21 protein-coding genes and 1 pseudogene are annotated in these 20,909 nt (G+C 72.1%); 7 read left to right on the forward strand and 15 right to left on the reverse strand.

Annotated features, from left to right (window positions below; all coding sequences use genetic code 11):
* Window positions 1-7: 7 nt before the first annotated feature.
* Window positions 8-721, reverse strand: a complete 714-nt coding sequence (locus A6A25_RS05490) for a hypothetical protein (protein ID WP_073886674.1) — start codon at window positions 719-721, stop codon at window positions 8-10.
* 132 nt (window positions 722-853) lie between these two features.
* Window positions 854-1,588 (reverse strand): ANTAR domain-containing response regulator, encoded by a 735-nt coding sequence (locus tag A6A25_RS05495; RefSeq protein ID WP_073886675.1) that lies wholly within the window; start codon window positions 1,586-1,588, stop codon window positions 854-856.
* Between the two features lie 49 nt (window positions 1,589-1,637).
* On the opposite strand from A6A25_RS05495, the gene A6A25_RS05500 reads away from it, so the two are divergent.
* From A6A25_RS05500 to A6A25_RS05510, 3 genes are read left to right on the forward strand one after another with little or no spacing between them, the layout of a single operon-like run.
* On the forward strand, window positions 1,638-2,297 hold the full coding sequence (locus A6A25_RS05500; protein WP_073886676.1) for a response regulator transcription factor: 660 nt from the start codon (window positions 1,638-1,640) through the stop codon (window positions 2,295-2,297).
* Window positions 2,298-3,653, forward strand: a complete 1,356-nt coding sequence (locus A6A25_RS05505; RefSeq protein WP_073886677.1) for a sensor histidine kinase — start codon at window positions 2,298-2,300, stop codon at window positions 3,651-3,653.
* Window positions 3,650-4,534, forward strand: a complete 885-nt coding sequence (locus tag A6A25_RS05510) for a TAXI family TRAP transporter solute-binding subunit (protein WP_073886678.1) — start codon at window positions 3,650-3,652, stop codon at window positions 4,532-4,534. Before A6A25_RS05505 ends, A6A25_RS05510 begins: the two co-directional genes overlap by 4 nt.
* Window positions 4,535-4,767: 233 nt before the next feature.
* On the opposite strand, the gene A6A25_RS05515 is transcribed toward A6A25_RS05510, so the two are convergent.
* From A6A25_RS05515 to A6A25_RS05550, 8 genes are all read right to left on the reverse strand, one after another.
* Window positions 4,768-5,349: a DUF5655 domain-containing protein gene (locus A6A25_RS05515; RefSeq protein WP_073886679.1), complete on the reverse strand. Its 582-nt coding sequence runs from the start codon at window positions 5,347-5,349 to the stop codon at window positions 4,768-4,770.
* A gap of 9 nt (window positions 5,350-5,358) precedes the next feature.
* Window positions 5,359-6,324: a VWA domain-containing protein gene (locus A6A25_RS05520; protein ID WP_073886680.1), complete on the reverse strand. Its 966-nt coding sequence runs from the start codon at window positions 6,322-6,324 to the stop codon at window positions 5,359-5,361.
* Complete coding sequence (locus A6A25_RS05525) at window positions 6,324-7,205, reverse strand: DUF58 domain-containing protein (protein ID WP_241828522.1); 882 nt, start codon at window positions 7,203-7,205, stop codon at window positions 6,324-6,326. The genes A6A25_RS05520 and A6A25_RS05525 overlap by 1 nt, the downstream gene beginning before the upstream one ends.
* Window positions 7,206-7,270: 65 nt before the next feature.
* A complete protein-coding gene (locus tag A6A25_RS05530) occupies window positions 7,271-8,302 on the reverse strand; it encodes an AAA family ATPase (RefSeq protein WP_073886682.1) in 1,032 nt (343 codons plus the stop codon).
* Window positions 8,303-8,438: 136 nt separating this feature from the next.
* Window positions 8,439-8,972 carry a molybdenum cofactor guanylyltransferase gene (mobA, locus tag A6A25_RS05535; RefSeq protein ID WP_073886813.1) on the reverse strand — a complete coding sequence of 178 codons (534 nt, stop codon included), beginning with the start codon at window positions 8,970-8,972 and terminating at the stop codon, window positions 8,439-8,441.
* A gap of 20 nt (window positions 8,973-8,992) precedes the next feature.
* Window positions 8,993-9,742 (reverse strand): MHYT domain-containing protein, encoded by a 750-nt coding sequence (locus A6A25_RS05540; RefSeq protein WP_073886683.1) that lies wholly within the window; start codon window positions 9,740-9,742, stop codon window positions 8,993-8,995.
* A gap of 149 nt (window positions 9,743-9,891) precedes the next feature.
* A complete protein-coding gene (locus tag A6A25_RS05545; RefSeq protein WP_073886684.1) occupies window positions 9,892-11,316 on the reverse strand; it encodes a sensor domain-containing diguanylate cyclase in 1,425 nt (474 codons plus the stop codon).
* The gene (locus tag A6A25_RS05550) at window positions 11,313-11,810 is read right to left on the reverse strand and encodes an alpha/beta fold hydrolase (RefSeq protein ID WP_073886685.1); all 498 of its coding nucleotides are present in this window, start codon (window positions 11,808-11,810) and stop codon (window positions 11,313-11,315) included. The genes A6A25_RS05545 and A6A25_RS05550 overlap by 4 nt, the downstream gene beginning before the upstream one ends.
* Window positions 11,811-12,140: 330 nt before the next feature.
* On the opposite strand from A6A25_RS05550, the gene A6A25_RS05555 reads away from it, so the two are divergent.
* Together A6A25_RS05555 and A6A25_RS05560 are read left to right on the forward strand one after the other, a co-directional pair.
* Window positions 12,141-12,887, forward strand: coding sequence for an SAM-dependent methyltransferase (locus A6A25_RS05555; protein ID WP_073886686.1), 747 nt, complete (start codon window positions 12,141-12,143; stop codon window positions 12,885-12,887).
* Between the two features lie 84 nt (window positions 12,888-12,971).
* Window positions 12,972-13,553 (forward strand): annotated as a pseudogene (locus A6A25_RS05560) (ion transporter); the annotation flags it as partial.
* A gap of 10 nt (window positions 13,554-13,563) precedes the next feature.
* Here A6A25_RS05560 and A6A25_RS05565 read toward each other — a convergent pair.
* From A6A25_RS05565 to A6A25_RS05585, 5 genes are all read right to left on the reverse strand, one after another.
* A complete protein-coding gene (locus A6A25_RS05565) occupies window positions 13,564-14,319 on the reverse strand; it encodes a transglutaminase domain-containing protein (protein ID WP_198932579.1) in 756 nt (251 codons plus the stop codon).
* A 23-nt stretch (window positions 14,320-14,342) separates the two neighbouring features.
* The gene (locus tag A6A25_RS05570; protein WP_073886689.1) at window positions 14,343-15,647 is read right to left on the reverse strand and encodes an NlpC/P60 family protein; all 1,305 of its coding nucleotides are present in this window, start codon (window positions 15,645-15,647) and stop codon (window positions 14,343-14,345) included.
* 171 nt (window positions 15,648-15,818) lie between these two features.
* A complete protein-coding gene (locus A6A25_RS05575; RefSeq protein ID WP_073886690.1) occupies window positions 15,819-17,351 on the reverse strand; it encodes an AMP-binding protein in 1,533 nt (510 codons plus the stop codon).
* Between the two features lie 72 nt (window positions 17,352-17,423).
* Window positions 17,424-17,840, reverse strand: coding sequence for a carbonic anhydrase family protein (locus A6A25_RS05580; protein ID WP_073886691.1), 417 nt, complete (start codon window positions 17,838-17,840; stop codon window positions 17,424-17,426).
* Between the two features lie 210 nt (window positions 17,841-18,050).
* A complete protein-coding gene (locus tag A6A25_RS05585; RefSeq protein WP_073886814.1) occupies window positions 18,051-18,785 on the reverse strand; it encodes an SIR2 family NAD-dependent protein deacylase in 735 nt (244 codons plus the stop codon).
* A gap of 143 nt (window positions 18,786-18,928) precedes the next feature.
* On the opposite strand from A6A25_RS05585, the gene A6A25_RS05590 reads away from it, so the two are divergent.
* Both A6A25_RS05590 and A6A25_RS05595 read left to right on the forward strand, forming a co-directional pair.
* Window positions 18,929-19,330: a hypothetical protein gene (locus tag A6A25_RS05590; protein ID WP_143192971.1), complete on the forward strand. Its 402-nt coding sequence runs from the start codon at window positions 18,929-18,931 to the stop codon at window positions 19,328-19,330.
* Complete coding sequence (locus tag A6A25_RS05595) at window positions 19,327-20,829, forward strand: hypothetical protein (protein WP_083667997.1); 1,503 nt, start codon at window positions 19,327-19,329, stop codon at window positions 20,827-20,829. The genes A6A25_RS05590 and A6A25_RS05595 overlap by 4 nt, the downstream gene beginning before the upstream one ends.
* The last annotated feature ends 80 nt before the right edge of the window (window positions 20,830-20,909 follow it).

The raw sequence follows: 20,909 nt of genomic DNA on the forward strand, positions 1-20,909 counted from the left end.
TCCGCGGTCAGCCCGGCAACGTCGGCAGTTGCCCGAGCTGCTCCGGAGTGGGCGCCGTGATGTCGACCGGCTTGCCCCAATCGCGGTAGTGCGCCACCACCTGCACCGGCTCGCCGCCCTCGACCGGCGTGCGCACCTCGGTCTTCACCGGCAGGTCCTCGTCGTCCACCCACAGCTTCAGCACCGACGCCTGCCCGTTCACCGTCACGTGCGCGGTGTAGCGGACGGTCTGCCTGCCGGACAAGGACTCCTCTGCCTTCTCCACGATCCGCGCGCCCTCGGGCAGCGCCTTGCGGATGTCGGCGGTGTCGCGGATGCGCACCGCGACCTCCGCCATCGCCCGCCCCAACGGGTTGTCCGGGTCGTCCGGGTCGATCCTGAGCCACGGCTTGTCCGGCTGCGGCGCCTGGCCGGCCGGTATCCGCACGAAGATGCCGTCCGGCACCATCACGTACGCGACCTCCTCGGCGTCGGCGATCGAGATCCGGCACGACGCGGCGAAGTCGTCGGTGCGCAACCCGCAGCTGCCCTTGCCGTTCGTCGCGAGGTCGAGGTCGACGGTGACCGATCCCTTGCCCTCGGCGGCCACCCGGTTCGCCTCGGCCAACGCCTGCGGCGTGTCGAACGTCCTCATCGCCGACGACGGGTCGTCGGCGCACGCGGAAAGCACAGCGGAGACCACTACGGCGAATCCCGCCGCCGCGACACGGTTGGAGCGCATGCTTCTCCTCGGACCAGAATAGGGAAATCGAGTTTCCCCACCCTAACCGCACGTCGCCGTATCGTCGCCGACCAATTCACGCCTGTTGCGGAAACCAAAATTCGAATTCGACTTTTGTCAGGGCGGTGACAATCACGGCCGTCTTCGCACCGAGTCGAGCAGGTTGCGCGCCACCTCGCGCAGCTTGGTGTTGTGCTGCTGGGACTCGGCCACGAGCTGACCGAACGCCTCCTCGGCGTCGACACCGTGCGCGGCCATCAGCACGCCCTTGGCCTGGTCGATCTCGGCACGCGACTCCAGCGCGCGCTGGAGGTGCTCGACCAGCTGACGGGACCGCTCGTACCGGCGGAACCCGGTGATCGTGGTGGACGCGGCGGTGACGAACAGCCGCAGCAACGCCTCGTCGAACGGGTCGAACGCCCGTTCCTCGGAGCTGTAGAGGTTCAGTGAGCCGATCATCTCGTCCGCGACCACGATCGGCGCGGACAGGTAGGCGCGCACCCCGGCGCGCTCGGCCGCGGCGGCGAACTCGGGCCACTTGTCCCGGCCGTCCGCCACGGTGGCCCGAATGGGCCGCTGCCTCGTGGCCGCCTCCAAGCACGGGCCGTCGCCCGCCGCGTACTGGTCGGCATCGATGGCGAGGACTTTCTCGTCGGTCGCCGCCAGCGTGGACGCCCCGCCGGGGTCGACTACGGTCACGCTGACGTTCTCCGCGTCCGGGATGACCCGGGAAGCCGACTCGGCCACCTGCTGCAACGCCTCCCGCAAGGTCTGGCCCTCGGCCAGCACGCCCGCGAGCTCTTCCAATGCCTCACTGGCCTCGTCCAGCAGGACCGCGGGCACGTGTTCGTCAATGCTCACAGCCACTGTCTACACCTCGAACGCCATAATCGCCCCAACCAAAGGGGGTGGACGGGTGCGCGTGCTGCTCGTCGAGGACGACGACGGGGTCGCCGACGCCTTGGTCGAGGCGCTGGAGGCCAACGACCACCGGCCGAGCCGGGTGGCCCGCGGCGCGGACGCGCTCCTGGTCCACCGAGACTTCGACCTGCTGCTACTCGACTTGGGCCTGCCCGACACCGACGGGCTGGAGGTGCTGCGCAAGATCCGCAAGGTGTCGCCGGTGCCTGTGCTGGTGCTCACGGCGCGGGGCGACGAGCGGTCGATAGTGCGTGGCCTTCGTCTCGGTGCGGACGACTACCTGGTGAAACCGGTCCGCCTCGGTGAGTTGCTGGCCCGGATGGACGCGGTCGCGCGGCGGAGTGCGGCGCTCACCGGGCCGAAGGACCGCACGGTGCGGGTCGGTGACGTCGAGATCGACCTGGAGGGCAGGCGGGTGGTGGTCGGAGCCGCGGAGGTCTCGTTGACCACCAAGGAGTTCGACGTGCTCGCCGCGCTGGCCAGCCGCGCGGGCACGGCGGTCAGCCGTCAGCAGCTCATGGACGAGGTGTGGGGTGACGCGTACCTGGCCGTGTCACGGTCGCTGGACGTGCACCTGGCGGGGCTGCGGGCCAAGCTGGACCGCCCCGGCCTGCTGACCACCATCCGCGGTTTCGGCTACCGGCTCGGTGAGTGAATGCGCCGTCGTCTGCTGCTGGTGCTGCTGTTGTTCTCCGCCGTCGCGGTGGCGGGGTTCGCCGTGCCGCTGCTGTCGTCCACGGCCGCCGAGCGCACGCAGCGGTTCGTGCTCACCCGCACCGGCGACCTGGACCGCTTCGCCGCACTCGCGCAGCAGGCCGAGACCACCGGCGACAAGGCGGCCTTGGAGGACGAGGTCGCCGCGTACGTCGAGCTGTACGGCGATCCGGTGGTCGTGGTCGACGCGCGCAGGCAACCGGTCGCGCAGGCCGGGCTGACCGCCGACGACCCCGCGTTGGCGCGGGTGCTGGACGCCGCGCTGCGCAACCAGCCGGCGTCGTCGGTGCCGACGGTGAAGCCGTGGTCGTCGGGTGACGTGGTGTTCGCCCGGCCGGTCGGCACGGGGACGCGGGTGGCCGGTGCGGTGGTGCTGCGCGCGTCGCTGGACCGCGCGGCGGCGGACGTGACCACGCGGTGGCTGCTGGTCCTCGGCGGCGCGCTGGCGGCGGCCGTCATCTCGGTCCTGCTGGTGCTGGCGGTCGCGCGGTGGCTGCTCAAGCCGTTGGCGGAGTTGGCGATCGGCGTCCGCGCGGTGGCCGCGGGCGAGCGGCGGGCGCACGTGCCGGGCAGCAGCGGTCCACCGGAGGTGCGTGAGTTGTCGGAGTCGTTCAACCGGATGTCCGACGCCGTGACGGAGGCCGCCGACCAGCAGCGGCGGCTGATCGCGGACGCGTCGCACCAGTTGCGCAACCCGATGGCGGCATTGCGGCTGCGGATGGACACGTTGAGCGGTCAGGTCAAGCCCGAGGGCCTGCGCGCGTACACGGCGGGCGTGGCCGAGATCGAACGGCTGGAGTCGCTGCTGGACGGTCTGCTGGCGCTGGCGTCGGCGGAGAGCGCGGCCACCGAGGTCGCGGCGGGCGGGCGTGAACCGGAGTTGGCCGACGTGGGTGCGGTGGCGGTGGACCGGGCCGGGTTCTGGCAGGTGCCGCTGCCGGAGACGCCCGTGCTGGCGGTGCTGGTGCGGTGCCCGGAGTCGGACTTGGCACAGGTGCTCGACGTGCTGCTGGACAACGCGGTCAAGTACGGCGGCGCGGTGCGGGTGTCGCTCGGCGCGGACCGGGCGGCCGGGATCGGGTGGGTGGAGGTGCACGACGACGGTCCGGGCTTGAGCGAGGAGGAGCTGGCGTTGGCCACGTCGAGGTTCTGGCGGGGGCGGTCCGGGCCGCCGGGCACGGGTCTGGGCCTGGCGATCGCGGACCAGCTGGTCAAGGCGCGGCAGGGCGTGCTGACCCTGTCGTCGGCGGACGGGTTCACCGCGCGGGTCGCGCTGCCGCTGGAGCCGGCGCTGTGAACCGGCGGGTGTTCCTGCTCGGGCTGCTGGCCGCGGGGTGCACGACCGGCGTGCCGTCGGGTGAGATCGCGATCGCCGCCGGTGAGCGCGGCGGCATGTACTTCGACTTCGCCACCCTGCTCGCCGAGCAGCTGATCGACGTGCGCGGCCGTGCGTTGGAGACCGAGGGCAGCCTGGCGAACCTGGCGTTGCTGGGGTCGGGCGAGGCGCAGGTCGCGCTGACCCTGGCCGACTCCGCCCTGGTCGCCGATCCGGGGCTGGAGTTGCGCGCGCTGGGCCGGGTGTACGAGAACTACCTGCAGCTGGTCGTGCGCGATGACGACCCGGCGCGGCTTCCGGCCGACCTCGCCGGGCGCACCCTGTCGTTGGGCGCGGAGGGGTCCGGGGCGTCGCTGTCGGGTGAGCGGATGCTGGTGGCGCTCGGGCTGCGCGGCGCCGTGCGGGTGGAGCACCTGCGGCTCGGTGACGCGGCACAGGCGTTGGCGCAGCGGCGGATCGACGCGCTGCTGTGGTCGGGTGGCGTGCCGACGCCCACGTTGGACGGCCTGGCGGGCATCCGGCTGCTGCCGTTGGCCGACCTCGTGCCGCGGCTGCGGGCGGCGCACGGTTCGGTGTACGAGCAGGTGCCCGTGCCGGTCGGGGTGTACGGCGCGACCCGTGAGGTGCCGACCATCGGCGTGGCCAACCTGCTGGTGTGCCGGGCGTCGTTGCCGGACGACGTGGCCGCCGCCGTCACCCGGACGCTGGTCTCCCGCGCCGCCGCCCTGGTCCCCGGCCAAACCCTGGGCACCCAGTTCCTCGACGTCCGCAGTCTGATCGGCACCGCCGGCCTCCCCCTCCACCCGGGCGCCGCCGCCACCTACCGCACCCTCCACGGCTGACCCGAGAGTCCAACCCCCAGCCCGCGTGTGTCCTACGTTCAGAACGCGCGTGTCCTACCTTCAGAACGCGCGTGTCCTACGTTCGGAACACCCGAATTCAACGCTCCGGACGGCAGGCCGTGTGCTGAGTGTTCAACTCGGGTGTTCTGAACGTAGGACACGCGCGACGCGAACGTAGGACACGCGCGAGGTGAAGGGACGACTCTCGGCGCGTGAGCGTTGGACTCTCGCGGTCAGGTGTTGGCGGTGTAGGCGTGGCGCAGGTAGGCGAGGGTGTCGTCGTCGATGTCGTCGGCGCTGCCGATGCCGATCCGCAGGGTGATGGTGTCGTTGCCCACGGAGCCCGCCGGCTCCAGACGGCCGGTCGGTGGGTGGCCGGCCAGGCGCAGGCCCAGGTCGACGCGGGCCCGGGTGCGGGCCTTGACCACCGCGAACGTCCGGCGCGGCGTCACCAGGGCCACGTACGTCTTGCGCGCCTGGACGTGCATCGGCCCCAGCAACGCCGCCTCGGCCAGCAGCCGGTCGAGGATGGGGCGCAGTTCCGGCCGGTCGGCGTACTGGGCGTCCACCAGCGCGTCCGACGACGCGCTCAGCAGCTCGGGGTAACCGAACCGCTCCATCACCAGCAGCATCTGCGGATAGCCCGACACGCCCTGCTCACGCAGCCAAATCCGCAGGTCACGCTCGTTGTCCAGGCCGGTGGACAAGACCCGCCGATTCCACTCCGGCACGCCCTCGCCGGTACCGCGGCGCAGCAGCGCCACGGACCAGTCGACCATCTCCCGCCAGTTCTCCGCCACCACCACGGGCGACATACTGCCGCGTCACGGCAGACGTTGCCCGAAGAGCAGCGCACCCGCCACGGCGATCATCCCGAGCACGGTGCCCAGCGCCACCCACGGCCGCGACGCGTCGGCCTGCTTCTTCTCGTACCCGATCTGCTCGCCGAGCGTGTCGTACACCCGGCGCAGCTCCTCGGCGCTCGCGGCCTTGAAGAACTCGCCGCCGGACAGCTTCGCGATCTCCTTCATCGAGTCGTCGTCCACCGGCACCTCCTGCCGCCGCCCCTCGATCTCGACCACGCCCTCCTCGGTGCCGAACGAGATCGTGGAAATCGGGACGCCCGCCGTCTTCGCGTCCTCCGCCGCGTCGAACGCGTCACGCGTGCCGACGGTCTCCTTGCCGTCCGTCATCAGCACGATCCGCGCGGGCGGCGGGCCGTCCGCACCGCCGACGACCTTGCCGAACGAGTCGATCGCCGCCAGCGCGGCCACGATCGCGTCACCGGTCGCGGTGGACTGGGCCAGCTTGAGCCCGTCGATGCTCTGCGTGACCGCGGCACGGTCGGTGGTCGGCGCGACCAGCACGGTCGCCGAGCCCGCGAACGAGATCAGCCCCAGGTTGATGCCCGGCGTGAGCCCGTCGGCGAACGACTTGGCGGCCACCTGCGCGGCCTCCAACCGGGACGGCTGCACGTCGGTGGCCTTCATCGACAGCGACGTGTCGACCACCAGCATCACCGTGGCGCGGTTGCGCGGCACCTTCTGCTCGGCGGTCGGCCCGGCCAGCGCCACGGTCAGCACGATGAACGCGACCATCAGCAGCGCCGCCGGCACGTGCTTGTACCAGCCCTGCCGCTTGGGCGCGACCTTCTCCAGCATCGGCAGGTTGGCGAACCGCAGCGTCCGCTTGCGCAGCACGCGTTGCAGCACCACGTAGAACGCGGCCAGCCCCGCCACCACCACGAGCAGCAGGAACCACCACGGCGCGGTGAAGCCCGACAGGCTCATCAGGCCACCCCTCCCGACCAGCGCCGCTTGCGCGCGACGACGAACCTCACGGTGTCGGCGATCCAGTCCGAGTCGGTGCGCAGCACCAGGTGGCCGGCACCGGCGCGGCGCAGGCCCGCGGCCACCTCGGCGCGGTGCTCGGCCGCCGCGGCGGCGAACTCCCGGCGCAGCAGCGGTGACGCGACGACCTCGCGCTGCCGCCCCGACTCCGGGTCCGCGAGCACGACCGTGCCCACCTCGGGCAGGTCGATGTCACGCGGGTCGACGACCTCGACGGCCACCAGGTCGTGCCGGGCGGACAACGCGCGCAGCGGGCGCTGCCACTCGGTGCCGCCGAGGAAGTCCGAGATCACCACGACCAGGCCGCGCCGACGAGGTGGACGGCGCAGCTGCTCGACCACGTCGGCCAGCGAGCCGCGGGTGCCCTCGGGGGCGCGCGGCGTCTCGGCCACCTTGCGGATCAGGCCGCGCGAGTGCGCCAGACCGCCGCGCGCGGGCACGCGGACGAGGTTGTCGCCGGTCGACACCAGGGCGCCGATCCGGTTGCCACCACCGCGGGTCAGGTGCGCCACGGCGGCCGTCGCGGCAACCACCAGGTCGCGCTTCTCGCACGCCGCCGTGCCGAAGTCCAGGCTCGGCGACAGGTCGATCGCGAGCCACGTCTCCAGCTCGCGGTCGGCGACGGTCTCGCGGATGTGCGGCACGGTGGTGCGTGCGGTGACCGCCCAGTCCATCCGCCGCACGTCGTCACCGGGCTGGTAGGGCCGCGCCTCGCCGGGCTCGGAGCCCGGTCCGGGCACCAGGCCCAGGTGGTTGCCCTGGAGCAGGCCGTCCAGCCGGCGGCGCACCTCCAGTTCGAGCGTGCGCAGCGCCGCTTCCATCCGGCCGCCGTGCAGCACCGGCGGCGCCCAGCTCGGCCGGTCGGCGGCCGTCGGGTTCGGCTCGGTCACGGCCTGCCCGCGGGCTGCGGCGTCTGCGGACGTGCGGAGACCTGCGGCAACGGCACCGTCTGCAGCACGCGGGTGATGATGTGGTCCAGCGGGACGCCGTCGGCCAGCGCGTCGTAGGACAGCACCAGTCGGTGCCGCAGCACGTCCGGCACCACGTCGACGATGTCCTGCGGCAGCACGTAGTCGCGCCCGCGCACCAGCGCCAGGGCGCGGGCGGCGGCGATGATGCCGAGGCTGGCACGCGGCGAGGCGCCGTAGGCGACCCACCCGGCGACGTCGGTGAGCTGGTGCTCCTTGGGCGCGCGGGTCGCGATGACCAGCCGCACCACGTAGTCGACCAGCGCGTGGTGCACGAAGACCCGGGAGGCCACGCCCTGCAGGCGGACCAGCTCGTCCGGGCCGAGCACCTGGGTGGGCACCGGCGGCTCGACGCCCATCCGGTAGACGATCTCCCGCTCCTCCTCGGCCGTCGGGTACTCGACCTGGATCTTGAACAGGAACCGGTCGCGCTGCGCCTCGGGCAGCGGGTAGACGCCCTCGTTCTCGATCGGGTTCTGGGTGGCCAGGACCAGGAACGGGGTGGGCATCGGGAACGTCTTGCCGCCGATGGACACGTGCCGCTCGGCCATGACCTCCAGCATCGCCGACTGCACCTTGGCGGGCGCGCGGTTGATCTCGTCGGCGAGCACGAAGTTCGCCACCACGGGGCCGAGCTCGACGTCGAAGCTCTCGCTGCCCTGGCGGTAGATGCGGGTGCCGAGGATGTCGGCGGGCACCAGGTCGGGGGTGAACTGGACGCGGGAGAACGAGCCGCCGACGACGTTGGCGAACGTCTCCACGGCCAGCGTCTTGGCCACGCCGGGCACGCCCTCCAGCAGCAGGTGGCCCTTGGCCAGCAGGCCGACGAGCATCCGCTCGACCAGCCGGTCCTGACCGACGATCACCCGCTTGACCTCGAACACGGTGCGTTCGAGCAACTGGGCGTCACGAGCCGGCGTGTTGGGCGCCTCGGCGGCGGGCTCGGACAAAGGTCCTCCTCGACAGGGTTGTACGACTGTGGCCCAGTCTCTCCTGCCGTCGGTATGGCTCTTGTGAAGGGGGTCGGCCGCCGGAATCCGGGCAGCGACGCAGCTCACGCCGTTCTCACCCGATCTTGGTACCCCGTCACGGTGTCAGGTCGCGTGGCGTGTCGACGTCCCGTGCCTCACCCGGTCGGGCGATGACGGGTACCGGGTCCAGCGGGCCGAGGACCGAGCGCAGGGAGGTGTCGCGCGGGTCGTCCGGCAGGGCCGCGCGCAGCGCGTCGGTGCGCCACGCGCCGATGAGCCACTGCGACCGCCCTTCCTCGTCCACGAGCACCGCGCCGGTCTCGCCGACGGCCGCGAGGAGGCGGTCCACCGTGGACCGGGTGAGGCCCGGCTGGTCCACCGCGAGCACCACCACCAGGTCCGTCCCGACGTGGGCGAGCCCGGCGGCCAGCCCGGCGACCGGTCCGCCGCCGGGCGGTTCCTCCCGGGCCCACGTCACGCCGGGCACGTGGTCCTTGCGCGGGCCGACGACGACGGTCCGCCGGGCGAGCGCCACCGCGTCCAGCACGTGGTCGAGCAGCGTGCGGCCGCCGACCACGAGCGACGCCTTGTCGACGCCGCCCAGCCTGCTGCCCCGACCACCCGCCAGGACCACCGCCGACCACGTCACGCGGCCCACCGTAGCCGTGCCTACGCGGTCTCCCCCACCACCTCGTCGTCGGCGGTGAAGAGCATCCACAGCAGTGCCGCCACCACCAGGGCGCTGGTCACGAACACCGGGAACACCAGGTCGAACACGGCGGTGCCCTGCGGGGAGGGCATCGTCGGGTCGGTCGTGACCCGCACCGCGGCCATGCCGGTGTAGTGCATGCCGGTGACCGCCACGCCCATGATCAACCCTGCCGCGACCCTGGCCACGCCGGTCTTGACGACCAGGGTGAACCAGAACGCGGCGGTCGCCGCCACGACCGCGATCACGCAGGACAGCACCACGAGCGTCCGGTCGTAGGTGATCTCGCCGCGGAACCGGATGGCCGACATGCCCAGGTAGTGCATACCGGCGACGCCGAGCCCGGCCAGCGTGCCCGCGACGAGCAGCCGCATCCTGGTGAACCGGACGAGCGTCACCAGCGACAGCCCGAGTCCGACCACGCCGATCGCCACCACGGCGGACAGCGCGGTCAGCGGCACGGAGTACTTCACCGCGGCGCCCGGGATGTCGAAGCCGAGCATGGCGATGAAGTGCATCAGCCAGATCGCGACGCCACCGATGGCGAACGCGCCGAACACGGTCCAGCGCGCCTTGGTGGCACGGGTCGGCTCGCCCTGGGCGCGGGCCATGCAGGCCAGGCCGATCAGCGAGCCGATGACGGAGACGATGTAGGCCAGCACCAGGGTGGACAGGCCGTCGGAGAAGTGCTGAAGCGAGTCGTGGTTCACACTGAACCCTGACTCAGAGTCATCACACTCATGACGTTAGTCCAGATGAGTTCATCGACTGGACATGAATCTCCGACATTTCTCTACACAAAGTAGTCATCGGCTGCGCTGAACGGACGACGCCAGCCCCAGGCGGGTGATGGCTTCAGCTAGCCGCCCGTGCGGCGGCCGACCACGCGGTTGCGGCCCGCGTCCTTGGCCTCCAGCACCGCCACGCTGGCCTCCTCCACCGCGTCGGTGACGGACGCGCCGGGCATCACCTCCACCGCGCCGATCGACACCGTCACCACTCCACCGGTGTTGCCCCGGTGCTCCAGCCCCAGCCGTTCCACCGCCTGCCTGATCCGCTCGGCCGACGCCAGCGCGCCCTCCAGCCGCGTGCCGGGCAGCAGCACGGTGAACTCCTCGCCCCCGTACCGGTACGCGCGATCACCCGTGCGGGTGGTGCGGACGATGGCCTCGCCGACCTTGCGCAACGTCTCGTGCCCGGCCAGGTAGCGGTACAGCGTGTTGTAGCTGTGGAACCGGTCGATGTCGACCAGCAGCAGGCCGTACGGCTCGCCGGCGCGGTTGCGGCGGGCGTGGTCGGCGTCGAACGTGGCCGGGTTCGGCAGGCCCGTCCGCTGGTCGATGGTCGCCGCCTCGGCCAGCGCCCGGTTCTCCGCGTGCAGCTCCTCCAGCCGTTCGGCGAGCCGGTCGACCTGGTGCTTGCGCGCCAGCGCCCAGTCCTCCAGGTCCTCGTCGTAGACGGCGACGCCGACCGGGATCGTCTTCGCCCGGTACATCGCCAGGTCGGCCTGGTGCAGCAGGTCCTCCGCGCCGCGGCCGGACCGGACGAACGTGATGCCCGCCGACACCGACACCCGGATCACGCCCTCGTCCAACGTCACCGGCGTGGCGATCACGGCCAGGATCTCCCGCGCCGCGTCGATCGCCTGCTGCTCGTCCAGCTCGTCGAGCAGCACGACGAACTCGTCACCGCCGAGCCTGGCCGCCGTGCCGCGACCGGCGACCACCGCGGCCAGCCGGGACGCGACCAGCCGCAGCACGTGGTCGCCTGCGGCGTGCCCGTGGCGGTCGTTGACGTCCTTGAACTGGTCGAGGTCGAGGAACACCAGCACCGGTCCCGGCGCGCCGCGCACGGCCTGCTCCAGCCGCGGCAGGAACCCGGTGCGGTTGGCCAGGCCCGTCAGCGCGTCGGTGTTGAGCCGGCTGCCCAGCTCGTCGGCCGTCTCCGCCCAGCCCGTGACGTCGAGCGCCACCACCACCAGGCCGCGCACGTCCGGGTCCGCGCTCAGGTCCCGGGCGACCAGGTCCACCCGTCGGTGCACGGAACCCTCCACCGGCACCGCGCACGACAACCGCGAGGCGCCCGCCCTGCCCGTCGCCTGCAGGAACGTGCCGACCGCCGCCGCGTCACCGGTCGCCACCAGGTCCGGCAGCAGGCCGGACGCGCCGCCGAACAACCGCCGGGCCGCCGGGGACGCCCACCGGACGCCCAGGTCGCTCGGATCCACCACCAGCACGGCGGCGTCGGCCCGTTCGAGCACCGCCTGGTGGAAGCCGCCGTTCATCGCGACGCGCGGAGGAACCGCAGCAGGGCCCGGTCGAACTCGTCCGGGCGGTCGAGGTTCACCAGGTGACCGGCGCCCTCCACGACGACCTCCTCCGCGCGCGGCGCGGACTCGCGCACGAGGTCGGCCACCGCGTGGATGTCGGACGAGTCGCGGTCGCCGACGACCACCCGGTCGGGGTGCAGGAGCGCGAAGTCGATCGCGGTGCGGGCGCCCAGCGACAGGCCGACCAGCGTCACCCGGTCGAGGCCGAGCCCGTCCAGCAGTTCCTTCAGGTCTTCGTGGTGCGCGAACGGTCCCGTCACCGGCGACGACCCGCCGTGGCCCCGCGCGTCGTACCGGATCACGGTGTGGTCGTGTGCGAGCAACGTGAACTGGCGGTCCCACGTGACGCCGCCGAGCCCGCCGGCGTGCAGCAGCACGACCGGTGGCCCGTCGCCACGTCTGTCGTAGGACAATTCGCCGTCGTCGAGAATCAAGCGGCCGGCCGTCATGGTCCCCCCTGGACTTGACTTCCTCCCTGTAACCATCGACGCTACCGAATCCGCGCCGCGCATTCGGGTGATCAGGAGCATTTCCCCGCAATTCTGGGGTCACCATTCCGAGATCGGACCGAATAGGGGTTCATATCCACCCGTAGTCCACAGTGGACAGCCCAATCGAGACGCTCCGGCAAACCGGTGGACAGCCGCTCGCGGCCACGCCTAGCCTCACCGCCGTCCGTCCTCACGAGTGCGAAGAGGTGCATTGCATGCCCGTCCGGTTCCCGGCCGCCACGCGGCCGATCACGCCGACCTTTCCCCGTCACGTGAGGACAACCGGAAGTGGACATACCCCGTAGTTTCACCATCCGCGAAAGCACCCACCGCATCCACAACCCGCTGGACGACGCCAAGTTGGCCGTCCTCGGGCGGGCACTGCGCCCGGCTCCCGGCTGGAGCGTGCTCGACCTGGCCTGCGGTTCGGGCGAGATGCTGTGCACCTGGGCCCGCGACCACGGGATCACCGGCACGGGCGTCGACCTCAGCGCGACGTTCCTGGCCTCGGCGAAAGCCCGTGCGGCCGAGTTGGGTGTGGCCGACCGGGTGGAGTTCGTGCACGCCGACGCGTCGGGTCACGTCGCGGACGAGCCGGTGGACGTCGCCGCGTGCGTCGGCGCCACCTGGATCGGCGACGGCGTGCCCGGCACGGTGGAGCTGCTGCGGCGCAGCCTGCGCCCCGGCGGCCTGCTGCTGATCGGGCACCCGTTCTGGCGGCTCGACCCGCCCGACCAGGCCGCGGTGGAAGGCAGCCAGGCGTCCAGCCGGGACGACTTCCTGCCGCTGCCCGACCTGCTGGCGCAGTTCGGCGCGCTGGGCTGCGACGTGGTCGAGATGGTGCTGGCCGACCAGGACAGCTGGGACCGCTACGTCGCGGCCCAGTGGCTCAACACCCGCCGGTGGCTGGACGAGAACCCGGAGGACGAGTTGGCGCCGGTGCTGCGCGCCGAGCTCGACCACGCGCCGGCCCGGTACGCGCGCTACCAACGCGAGTACCTGGGCTGGGGCGTGTTCGCCTTGATGGACCGCTGACGCGGGGCGCGGGTCCCGGCCTCCCGAGGCCCGCGCCATCATGGCCCATGGATGATTACCGACTGATCGTCGAAGCTCTACGCGCACGGCCCCCGGTTCTTCCGCGACCCGTGGAACTGCTTCGACTTCGTCGTCGTCGGCGTCGCCGTGCTGCCCGCCGCCGGGCCGCTGTCGGTGGTCCGCGCCCTGCGCATCCTGCGGGCGCTGCGGCTGATCGCGATGGTGCCGAGCATGCGCCGGGTGGTGTCCGCGCTGGTGAAGTCGATCCCGGGCCTGCTGTCGCTGTCCGGGCTGCTGGTGCTGATGCTGTACGTCGGCGGCGTGGTCGCGGTCAACCTGTTCCGCGCCGGCGGCGATCCCCGGTTCGGCGACCTCGGCGCGACCCTGCTGACGCTGTTCCAGATCACCACCGGCGACGGCTGGTCGGACGTGATGCGGGACCTGATGGCCACCCAGCCGTTGGCCTGGATCTTCTTCCTGGTCTACCTGCTGGTCGGCACGTTCACCATGCTGAACCTGTTCATCGCGGTGGTGTGCAGCGCGATGGAGTCCGAGGCCGCGCCGCACCCGCCGAGCACGCCGGACGACCGGTTGCTGGAGGAGATCAGGGCGTTGCGCGAGGAAGTCCGGGCGCTGCGCCTGGAACCGGTGGGCGACCGCGGCTGAGCCCGCGGTGTCAGCGGGCCGCGACGGCCGGTGGCGCCCACCTGCTCAGGACGGGGTCCGCCAGGGTGGTCAGCGGGCCGCAGAGCGTCTGCCCGTGCCGGGCGAACAGCTCGTCACGGGTGGCGAACCGACCGAGGTCGGTGAGCACGGTCGCGGACAGGTCGCACGCCGAGGGCACCCCCGGCGAGCAGGTCAGACCGTCCCAGTCCACCGCGGTGCGCGCGACGGCGTCGAACAAGGTCTCGCCGCCCGCGTTGGTGAACCCGGACCCGCCGCCCGCCGCCAGGTCCGCCGGCGCGCCGAACAGCGCGTCGACCGCCAGCCACTCCCCCGCCACCCGGAACTCCGGCCACGCCAGGAGAACCCCCGCCGGCACGAGGAACGGCACCCGGGGGAACCGCGGGTACCAGAACCGCCCGTCGACCACGAGTCCCCGCACGCGCGTCGCGATCCCGTGGGCGCGCGCGACACCTTCGAGCACCGCCATCCTCTGGCTGCACGATCCTCGTCCCCGCCGCAGGGTGCGCGAGATCGGCTGCGCGTCGTCCACCGCGTACACCGGTCGGACCGCGTCCGTGACGAGTCGGTGGGCCGCGCGGAGCCGGGCGACCGGATCCCGCGACGGTGTCACCCTCGCGGCGAGCGACCGCACCAGCGGGTGGTCCCAGTCGAGGATCGGCGTCGGCTCCGCACCACCGTCGACCGCTTCGAGGTCCTCCCCGGGCTGCCGGTGGCGCCACCAAGGAGTGACGAGCAAGCAGGTCACCACTCCAGCGTACGCAGGAAGCGCTACAACAACCGCGTGGCGTACGGCATGATCCCGCTGTACCGGACCGGGGCGACGCGGACGTGCGAACCGGAGAAGGGCGCCTCGACCATCATGCCGCCGCCGAGGTAGAGGGCGACGTGGGTGCCGCCGCCCGGTCCCCAGAACAGCATGTCGCCGCGCCGCGCCTGGGTGAGCGGCACCTTGCGGCCCGCGTGGTACTGGTAGCCGCTGTAGTGCGGCAGGTAGATGCCGACACCCGCGAACGCGTACATCATCAGCCCGGAGCAGTCGAAGCCGACGCTGTAGTAGTCGCCGTGCGCGTCGCCGACACCGCCGTCGCGGATGCCGACCGTCGGGCCGTCGTAGTTGCCGCCGCCCCAGGAGTACCGCACGCCCAGCTGCTGCAGGGCCCGAGCGACGACGGTCTCCACGCCGACACCGGCGGGCGCCGTCACCGGTTGCGGCCGAGGTGCCTGCGGTTGCGGTTTCGGCGCGGCGGCGAGGGCGGCCAGGCGGGCGGCTTCCTCCTCCTCGCGGCGCTTGTCGTCCAGCCACTGGTCGTACTGGGCGCGCCGGCCCTCCAGCCCTTCGACTGCCTGCAGCGCTTGGTCGAGTTCGGCTTCGACGCGGGTCTTGTCGTCCTGGATGCTCCGCGCGGCGGCGGCCTGGCCCTGCTGTGCCTGCACGGCGGTGGCCTGCGCCGCGTCGGCGTCCCGCTTGGCCTGGTCGGCGGCGGCCTGCTTGCGGTCGGCCAGGTCGAGCGCGGCTCGCGCGGCCGAGTCCTTGTTCGCCTGCTCGGCCCGGCTGCGCTCGACGTCGTCCAGCGCGTCGAGGCTCGACTCGCTGACGGCCTGCAACAGCTGCGCACGGGCGAGGAGGTCTTCCGGGCTGGTCGCGCCGAAGTACGCCGAGACCGAGCCGACCACGCTGCCCCGCTGGAAGCTCGCGCCGGCGAACTCGTCCAGCCGCACGCGGGCGTCCTCGACGGCCCGGCCGGCGGCCTCGGCCTCGACCCGTGCCGCGTCCGCGTCCCGGCGCGCCCGGTCGGCCTCGCCCTGGGCGGCCTCCAGGTCGACCCGCGCCTTGTTCGCGAGCTCCAGCTTGAACGCGACGTCGTCGGTGAGCTCGCGCAGCCGCGCCTCGGCGTCGGTGAGCCGACCGGTCAGCTCACCGACGTGGGCGGCCTTGGTGTCGGCCTGCTGCCGTCCGGCGCTGATCTCGGCGTCGCTGGGGTTGGGCGGGGGTGGTGGCACGGCGTGCGCCGCACCACCCAGGGCCACTGCGCTGGTCAACGCGATCACGACCGGGATCACCCATCGAGCCACGACTGCCGCCCTCCCCGCGCACTCGGCCGAACGGCGTTACGCCGAACGGCCCCGCACAGGCCGACTCTGCCACTCCCACCTCACCGTTTCCAACCGACGCGGCCTGAACATCAGCCACATGGGTCACAGCAGACACAGCGGAACACCCTCAGGTGGGTGACACGATCACCGTCAGTTGACCTTGCGGTCGAGGTCGGCCCAGTACGGCTCGCGCAACTTGAACTTCTGCACCTTGCCGGTGGCGGTGCGCGGGATGGCGTCGCGGAACTCGACCGACGTGGGCGCCTTGTAACCGGCGAGCCTGGCCTTGCAGTGCGCGATCAGCTCCGCCTCCGTCACCTCCGCGCCCTCGGCCCGCACGACCAGCGCCTTGATCGTCTCGCCCCACTTCTCGTGCGGCACGCCGATGACCGCCGCCTCGGCGACCGCGGGGTGGCCGAACAGGGCGTCCTCCACCTCGATCGACGACACGTTCTCGCCGCCGGTGATGATCACGTCCTTCTTGCGGTCGGAGATGGTCAGGTGGCCCTCGTCGTCCAGCTCGCCGCCGTCGCCGGTGTGGAACCAGCCGCCCTCCAGCGCCTCGGCGCCGGCCTCCGGGTTCTCCCAGTAGCCGGCCATGACGACGTTGCCGCGGGCCAGCACCTCGCCGCTCTCGGACACCTTCAGCCGCACGCCCAGCCCCGGTGCGCCCGCCCGGGACAGCTTGCGCGCCCGTTCCTGCGGCGGCAGCGCGTCGTCGGCCGGGCGGGTGCGGTTGAACGTGAGCAGCGGCGAGGTCTCGGTCAGGCCGTAGAGCTGCAGGAACTCCCAGCCCAGCTCCTCTCCGACGCGGGCGATGGTGCGGCTGGGCGGTGGCGCGCCCGCGCAGATGATCCGGACGCGGTCGCGGCCGGGGATCTCGCCGTCCCAGTCCTGGGCCGCGTCGAGCACGGCGTTCCACACGGCAGGCGCGCCGCACATCAGCGTGACGCCGTGGTCGCGGACCCGGTTGAGGATCTCCGTGCCGTCGACCTTGCGCAGCACGACCTGCGGCACGCCGAGCCCGGCCAGGCCGTACGGCATGCCCCAGCCGTTGCAGTGGAACATCGGCAGCACGTGCATGTAGACGTCGCGCTCCCACGCGCGGGCGTGCATGGCGAACGTGACCGCGTTGATCCAGATGTTGCGGTGGGTCATCTGGACGCCCTTGGGCCGGGCGGTCGTGCCGGAGGTGTAGTTGATCGTGGCGGTGGCGTCCTCGTCGGGCTCGCTCCAGGGTCGCGGCTCGGTGTCGAAGCGCATCAGCTCGGTCTCGGTCTGCTCGCCGAGCACGAACCGGTGCCGCGCGGTGACGCCGTCCAGTTCCAGTTCGGGGTCCACCAGCAGCACGGACGCGCCGCTGTGCTCGACGATGTAGGACACCTCGTCCGGCCGGAGCCGGAAGTTCACCGGCACCGCGATGCGGCCCGTGGCGGGCACGGCGTGCAGCAGTTCGAGCAGCCGGGCCGAGTTGTGGCTGACCACGGCCACCCGTTCACCTTCGCCGAGGCCGAGCGCGTCGAACCCGGCCTGCCAGGCGCGGACGCGGGTGGCGAACTCGCCGTAGGTGGTCGTCGGCACGGGTGCGGCGGGCTGGCCGGGCTCGTCCACGCAGGCCGTGGTGTCGGCGAAGACCTGCTCCGCCCGGTAGAGGAAATCGGCGACAGTCAGGGGTACGCGCATACGAGGTGACCTTATTTCCCCGCCCGCGCCCCGGCCAGTACCGCGAGGCACCCCGCCGAACGCCGGGCAGCGTCACCCCGTCGTCAGCACGAACCTCCGGTTCACCGGCTGCACGGGCCGCGGGTGGTCGGCGTGGGTGCGCACGAAGGCGCGCAGGGCCGGGTCCTCCACCTGGACCGGGTCGTTCATCACCACCCAGCTCACGATCTCGTCGAAGTCGCCCGTGGTCAGCGAGCCCTCGTAGCGGTGGAAGCCGCCGCCCGGGAAGAGCGCGGGCAGGTCGATGCCGCCGGGTGGCTTGGCCTCGGACGGACCCGGTTCACCGAGGTCGACGAACACCGCCACCACGCACGCCCGCAGCACGTCGTCCGCGCGCAGGTGGACGGCGTGCATCTCCGCACCCCGCGACCGGCCGCGCACCCAATGCTCGCTCGGCCGGTGGAAGTGCAGGTTGTCGAGCCGGAACTCGGCGCCTCCCAGGCACACCACCTGCTCGCCCCGCGGCGGAACCGCCAGCCGTGGCCCTCCTCCTGGGCGCTGAACTGGTCGGCTCGCCACCGCACGTCCAGTTCGCCCGCCAGCCGTGGCACCACCACCGCGTCACGCAGGTTGATCGGTGACTGCTGATTCCCCATGTGGTCACCCTGGCATCGCACCGAGCCCACGAACGGGTAGTTGCGCGTCACGGATGGGTGATGGTCACCAGGTGCTCGGGTCGCCCCACGTGCGGATCGGCCCCCTCGCCACCACGGGCACCGCGGCCAGTTCCGGCAGCGCCGACGCGGCCGGCTCGCGCACCACGGCCGCCGCGAGCGCGTCGTACGGCGTCGGGGTTAGGTTGCAGATCACCACCGCCGCGCCGGCCTTCGCCGCCAGCGGCACCAGTCGCGCGGCGGGGTCCACGGTGAGCGACGTCCCGGCCACCAGCATCACGTCGCAGTCCAGCACCGCCATCCGCGCCGCGCGCAGCACGTCGTCGTGCACGGGCTCGCCGAACGCCACCGCGGCCGGCCGCAGCACACCGCCGCATACCGTGCAGTCCGGCGGGACCTCACCACCGCGCACCCGCGCCAGGGCGTCGCGCATCGCGGTCGAGCGGTCGCATGAGACGCACACCACACGCGACATCGACCCGTGCAGCTCCAGCACCGTCGACCCGGCCCGCTGGTGCAGCCCGTCGACGTTCTGCGTCAGCACCGACCGCACCCGCCCCGCCCGCTGCAGCCCCGCCAGCGCGCGGTGCGCGGCGTTCGGCTCGGCCGTCCACAGGGGATCGTCCAGCCAGGACTCCCACGCCTCGCGCCGCACCCGTGCCGACGTCAGGAACGCCGTCGCGTCGAACCGGAACCGCACCACGCCCGACTCGATCGACAGGCCCGCGCCGGTGAGCGCGGTGATCCGCCGGGCGAGCGCCATCACGTCCCGTGCACTCATGCCACCACCGTCCCACACGCCTGAGAGCATGTCGGCATGCGCGGGACACGTCGGCGGGGCCGACCATGAGACGACCGTCGGCGGCGTCGACCACCAGACGACGGACGGGCGCGGCGCTCGGAGTTATCGGTTTGGTCACGGCGGTGGTGGGTTTCTTCCTGCCGTGGCTGCGCTCCGGAACGGTCACCAGGACCAGTTACGAGGTGCTCGCTCTGCGTGGTTTCGCCGGGTTGGACGGTGTGCCGGGCGAGGTGGTGCGCGGGACGTGGGTGGCACTCACCCCGTTGGCGGTGTGCTGTGTGGTGCTTTGGTTGGTGGGTTTTCACCGGATCGCGGCATGTTTCGCACTAGTGTTTGGCACGATTGCGGGAACGGTGGCGGCACTTGCCGCCGTCCAAGGGGGCAACGAGGCGGCACTGGTCGGGATCAGCCTGACCGGACCGGTGGCCACCCTCGGTGGTGCTGTGCTGGGGGTCGCCGGGGCGATCACCGTGCTCACCGCGAGATCCCGCACAGCTGTCAGCACTCCAGGAGGAGCACCGTGACGTACCCAGGTGGCGGCGGAGGCGAATGGCCACCGCAGAACAACCCGTACGGCCAGCCGCAGGGGGGTTACCCGCAGCAGGGCCAGCCGGGCGGTTACCCGCAGCAGGGTGGTTACCCGCAGCAGGGCGGCTACCCGCAGACCGGCCCGCAGCCGCAGCAGGGTTACCCGCAGACCGGACCGCAGGGCTTCCCGCAGCCCCAGCAGCCCGGCTACGGGCAGGAGTTCGGCCAGCCCTACGGTCAGCCGCCGCAAGGCTTCGCGGGTGGTGAGCCGCCGAAGAAGAAGCGCACCGGCCTGGTCATCACCGCGGTCGTCGCCGTCCTCGCGCTCGCCGCGGGCACGGTCGCCACGGTGTGGGCGCTGCGCAGCTCCGACGACGTCGCCGCCGGCTCCGAGAGCCCGTCCACCGCGGCGAACAACCTGCTCAGCGCGCTGGGCAGCGGTGATGTGCTGGGCATCATGAACGGGCTGGCGCCCGCCGAGGCCAAGCTGAGCAAGGACTACACCGAGGCCACGGTCAGCGAGGCCAAGCGGCTGGAGATCCTCAAGCCCGAGGCCGACCCGAACAAGGTCACCGGCGTCCAGATCAAGAGCGAGGGCATCAAGTTCGACGACGCCGCCGCGGAGAAGGTCAACGACCGCCTGACGATCAACAAGGTGGTCGAGGGCAAGATCACGATCACCTCGGACGTCAAGCAGATCCCGTTGACCGACAAGCTGGTCGACGCGCTCGGTGCCGACCTGCAGAAGCAGGCCAGCGAGACCGAGACGCTGGACTTCGCCAAGGAGAAGGCCGACCGGGGCGGCAAGCCGATCGGCATCGCCACCATCAAGGTCGGCGACGAGTGGTACCCGAGCCTCTTCTACACCATCGCGCACGCCGCGCTGGAGGAGGAAGACCTCAAGTGGCCCGCCAAGGGCATCGCGCCGGCCGGTGCGGGCACGGCGAACGACGCCGCGAAGCAGATGGTCGAGAAGGCGCTCGACGGTGACATCGAGGGCGTCATCGCCCTGCTGCCGCCGGACGAGATGGGCGTGCTGCAGGACGTCGGCCCGGTCATCCTGGACCAGATCGGCAAGACGCCCGCCTCGGGCGCGAAGCTGATCGAGCTGGAGACCGACTCGAAGGACGTCTCGGGCGGCTCGCTGCTCACCATCCGCAAGCTGGTCATCGAGGCCGAGGGCGAGACGGTCGAGATCAGCCGGGACGGCGACTGCTACAGCGCCAAGGTCCAGGGCCAGTCGCAGCGGCTGTGCGCGGACGAGATCACGCAGCTGGTCGAGCAGCAGGGCGGCGGCGACATCCCGTCCGCCGCGGTCGACGTGATCGCCCGCGTCGGCGCGCAGGTGCTGAAGGACGGCATCGGCGTGGTCGCCACCGAGGTCGACGGCAAGTGGTACGTCAGCCCGATCCGCACGTACAGCGAGCTGTTCCTGACGCTGATGCGCGGCTTGGAGCCGAAGGACATCGACGAGCTGATCAAGGCGATCAAGTAGCTCGACGAGCACGACCGGCACGCGACCGTGCTGCGCAGGGGTCCTCGCCAAGGGGACCCCTGCTTTTATTTGCCGGCAGG

This window comes from Saccharothrix sp. CB00851 (assembly GCF_001905065.1).
In the GTDB taxonomy this organism is placed as follows: domain Bacteria; phylum Actinomycetota; class Actinomycetes; order Mycobacteriales; family Pseudonocardiaceae; genus Actinosynnema.

What these genes read in the sequence shown, in the direction of transcription:
- A6A25_RS05505 (WP_073886677.1), top strand. Translation starts at nt 2,298, where the DNA reads ATGCGCCGTCGTCTGCTGCTGGTGCTGCTGTTGTTCTCCGCCGTCGCG.
- A6A25_RS05520 (WP_073886680.1), bottom strand. Translation starts at nt 6,324, where the DNA reads ATGAGCCTGTCGGGCTTCACCGCGCCGTGGTGGTTCCTGCTGCTCGTG.
- A6A25_RS05575 (WP_073886690.1), bottom strand. Translation starts at nt 17,351, where the DNA reads ATGCGCGTACCCCTGACTGTCGCCGATTTCCTCTACCGGGCGGAGCAG.
- A6A25_RS05525 (WP_241828522.1), bottom strand. Translation starts at nt 7,205, where the DNA reads ATGGAAGCGGCGCTGCGCACGCTCGAACTGGAGGTGCGCCGCCGGCTG.
- A6A25_RS05585 (WP_073886814.1), bottom strand. Translation starts at nt 18,785, where the DNA reads ATGAGTGCACGGGACGTGATGGCGCTCGCCCGGCGGATCACCGCGCTC.
- A6A25_RS05545 (WP_073886684.1), bottom strand. Translation starts at nt 11,316, where the DNA reads ATGAACGGCGGCTTCCACCAGGCGGTGCTCGAACGGGCCGACGCCGCC.
- A6A25_RS05515 (WP_073886679.1), bottom strand. Translation starts at nt 5,349, where the DNA reads ATGTCGCCCGTGGTGGTGGCGGAGAACTGGCGGGAGATGGTCGACTGG.
- A6A25_RS05550 (WP_073886685.1), bottom strand. Translation starts at nt 11,810, where the DNA reads ATGACGGCCGGCCGCTTGATTCTCGACGACGGCGAATTGTCCTACGAC.
- A6A25_RS05490 (WP_073886674.1), bottom strand. Translation starts at nt 721, where the DNA reads ATGCGCTCCAACCGTGTCGCGGCGGCGGGATTCGCCGTAGTGGTCTCC.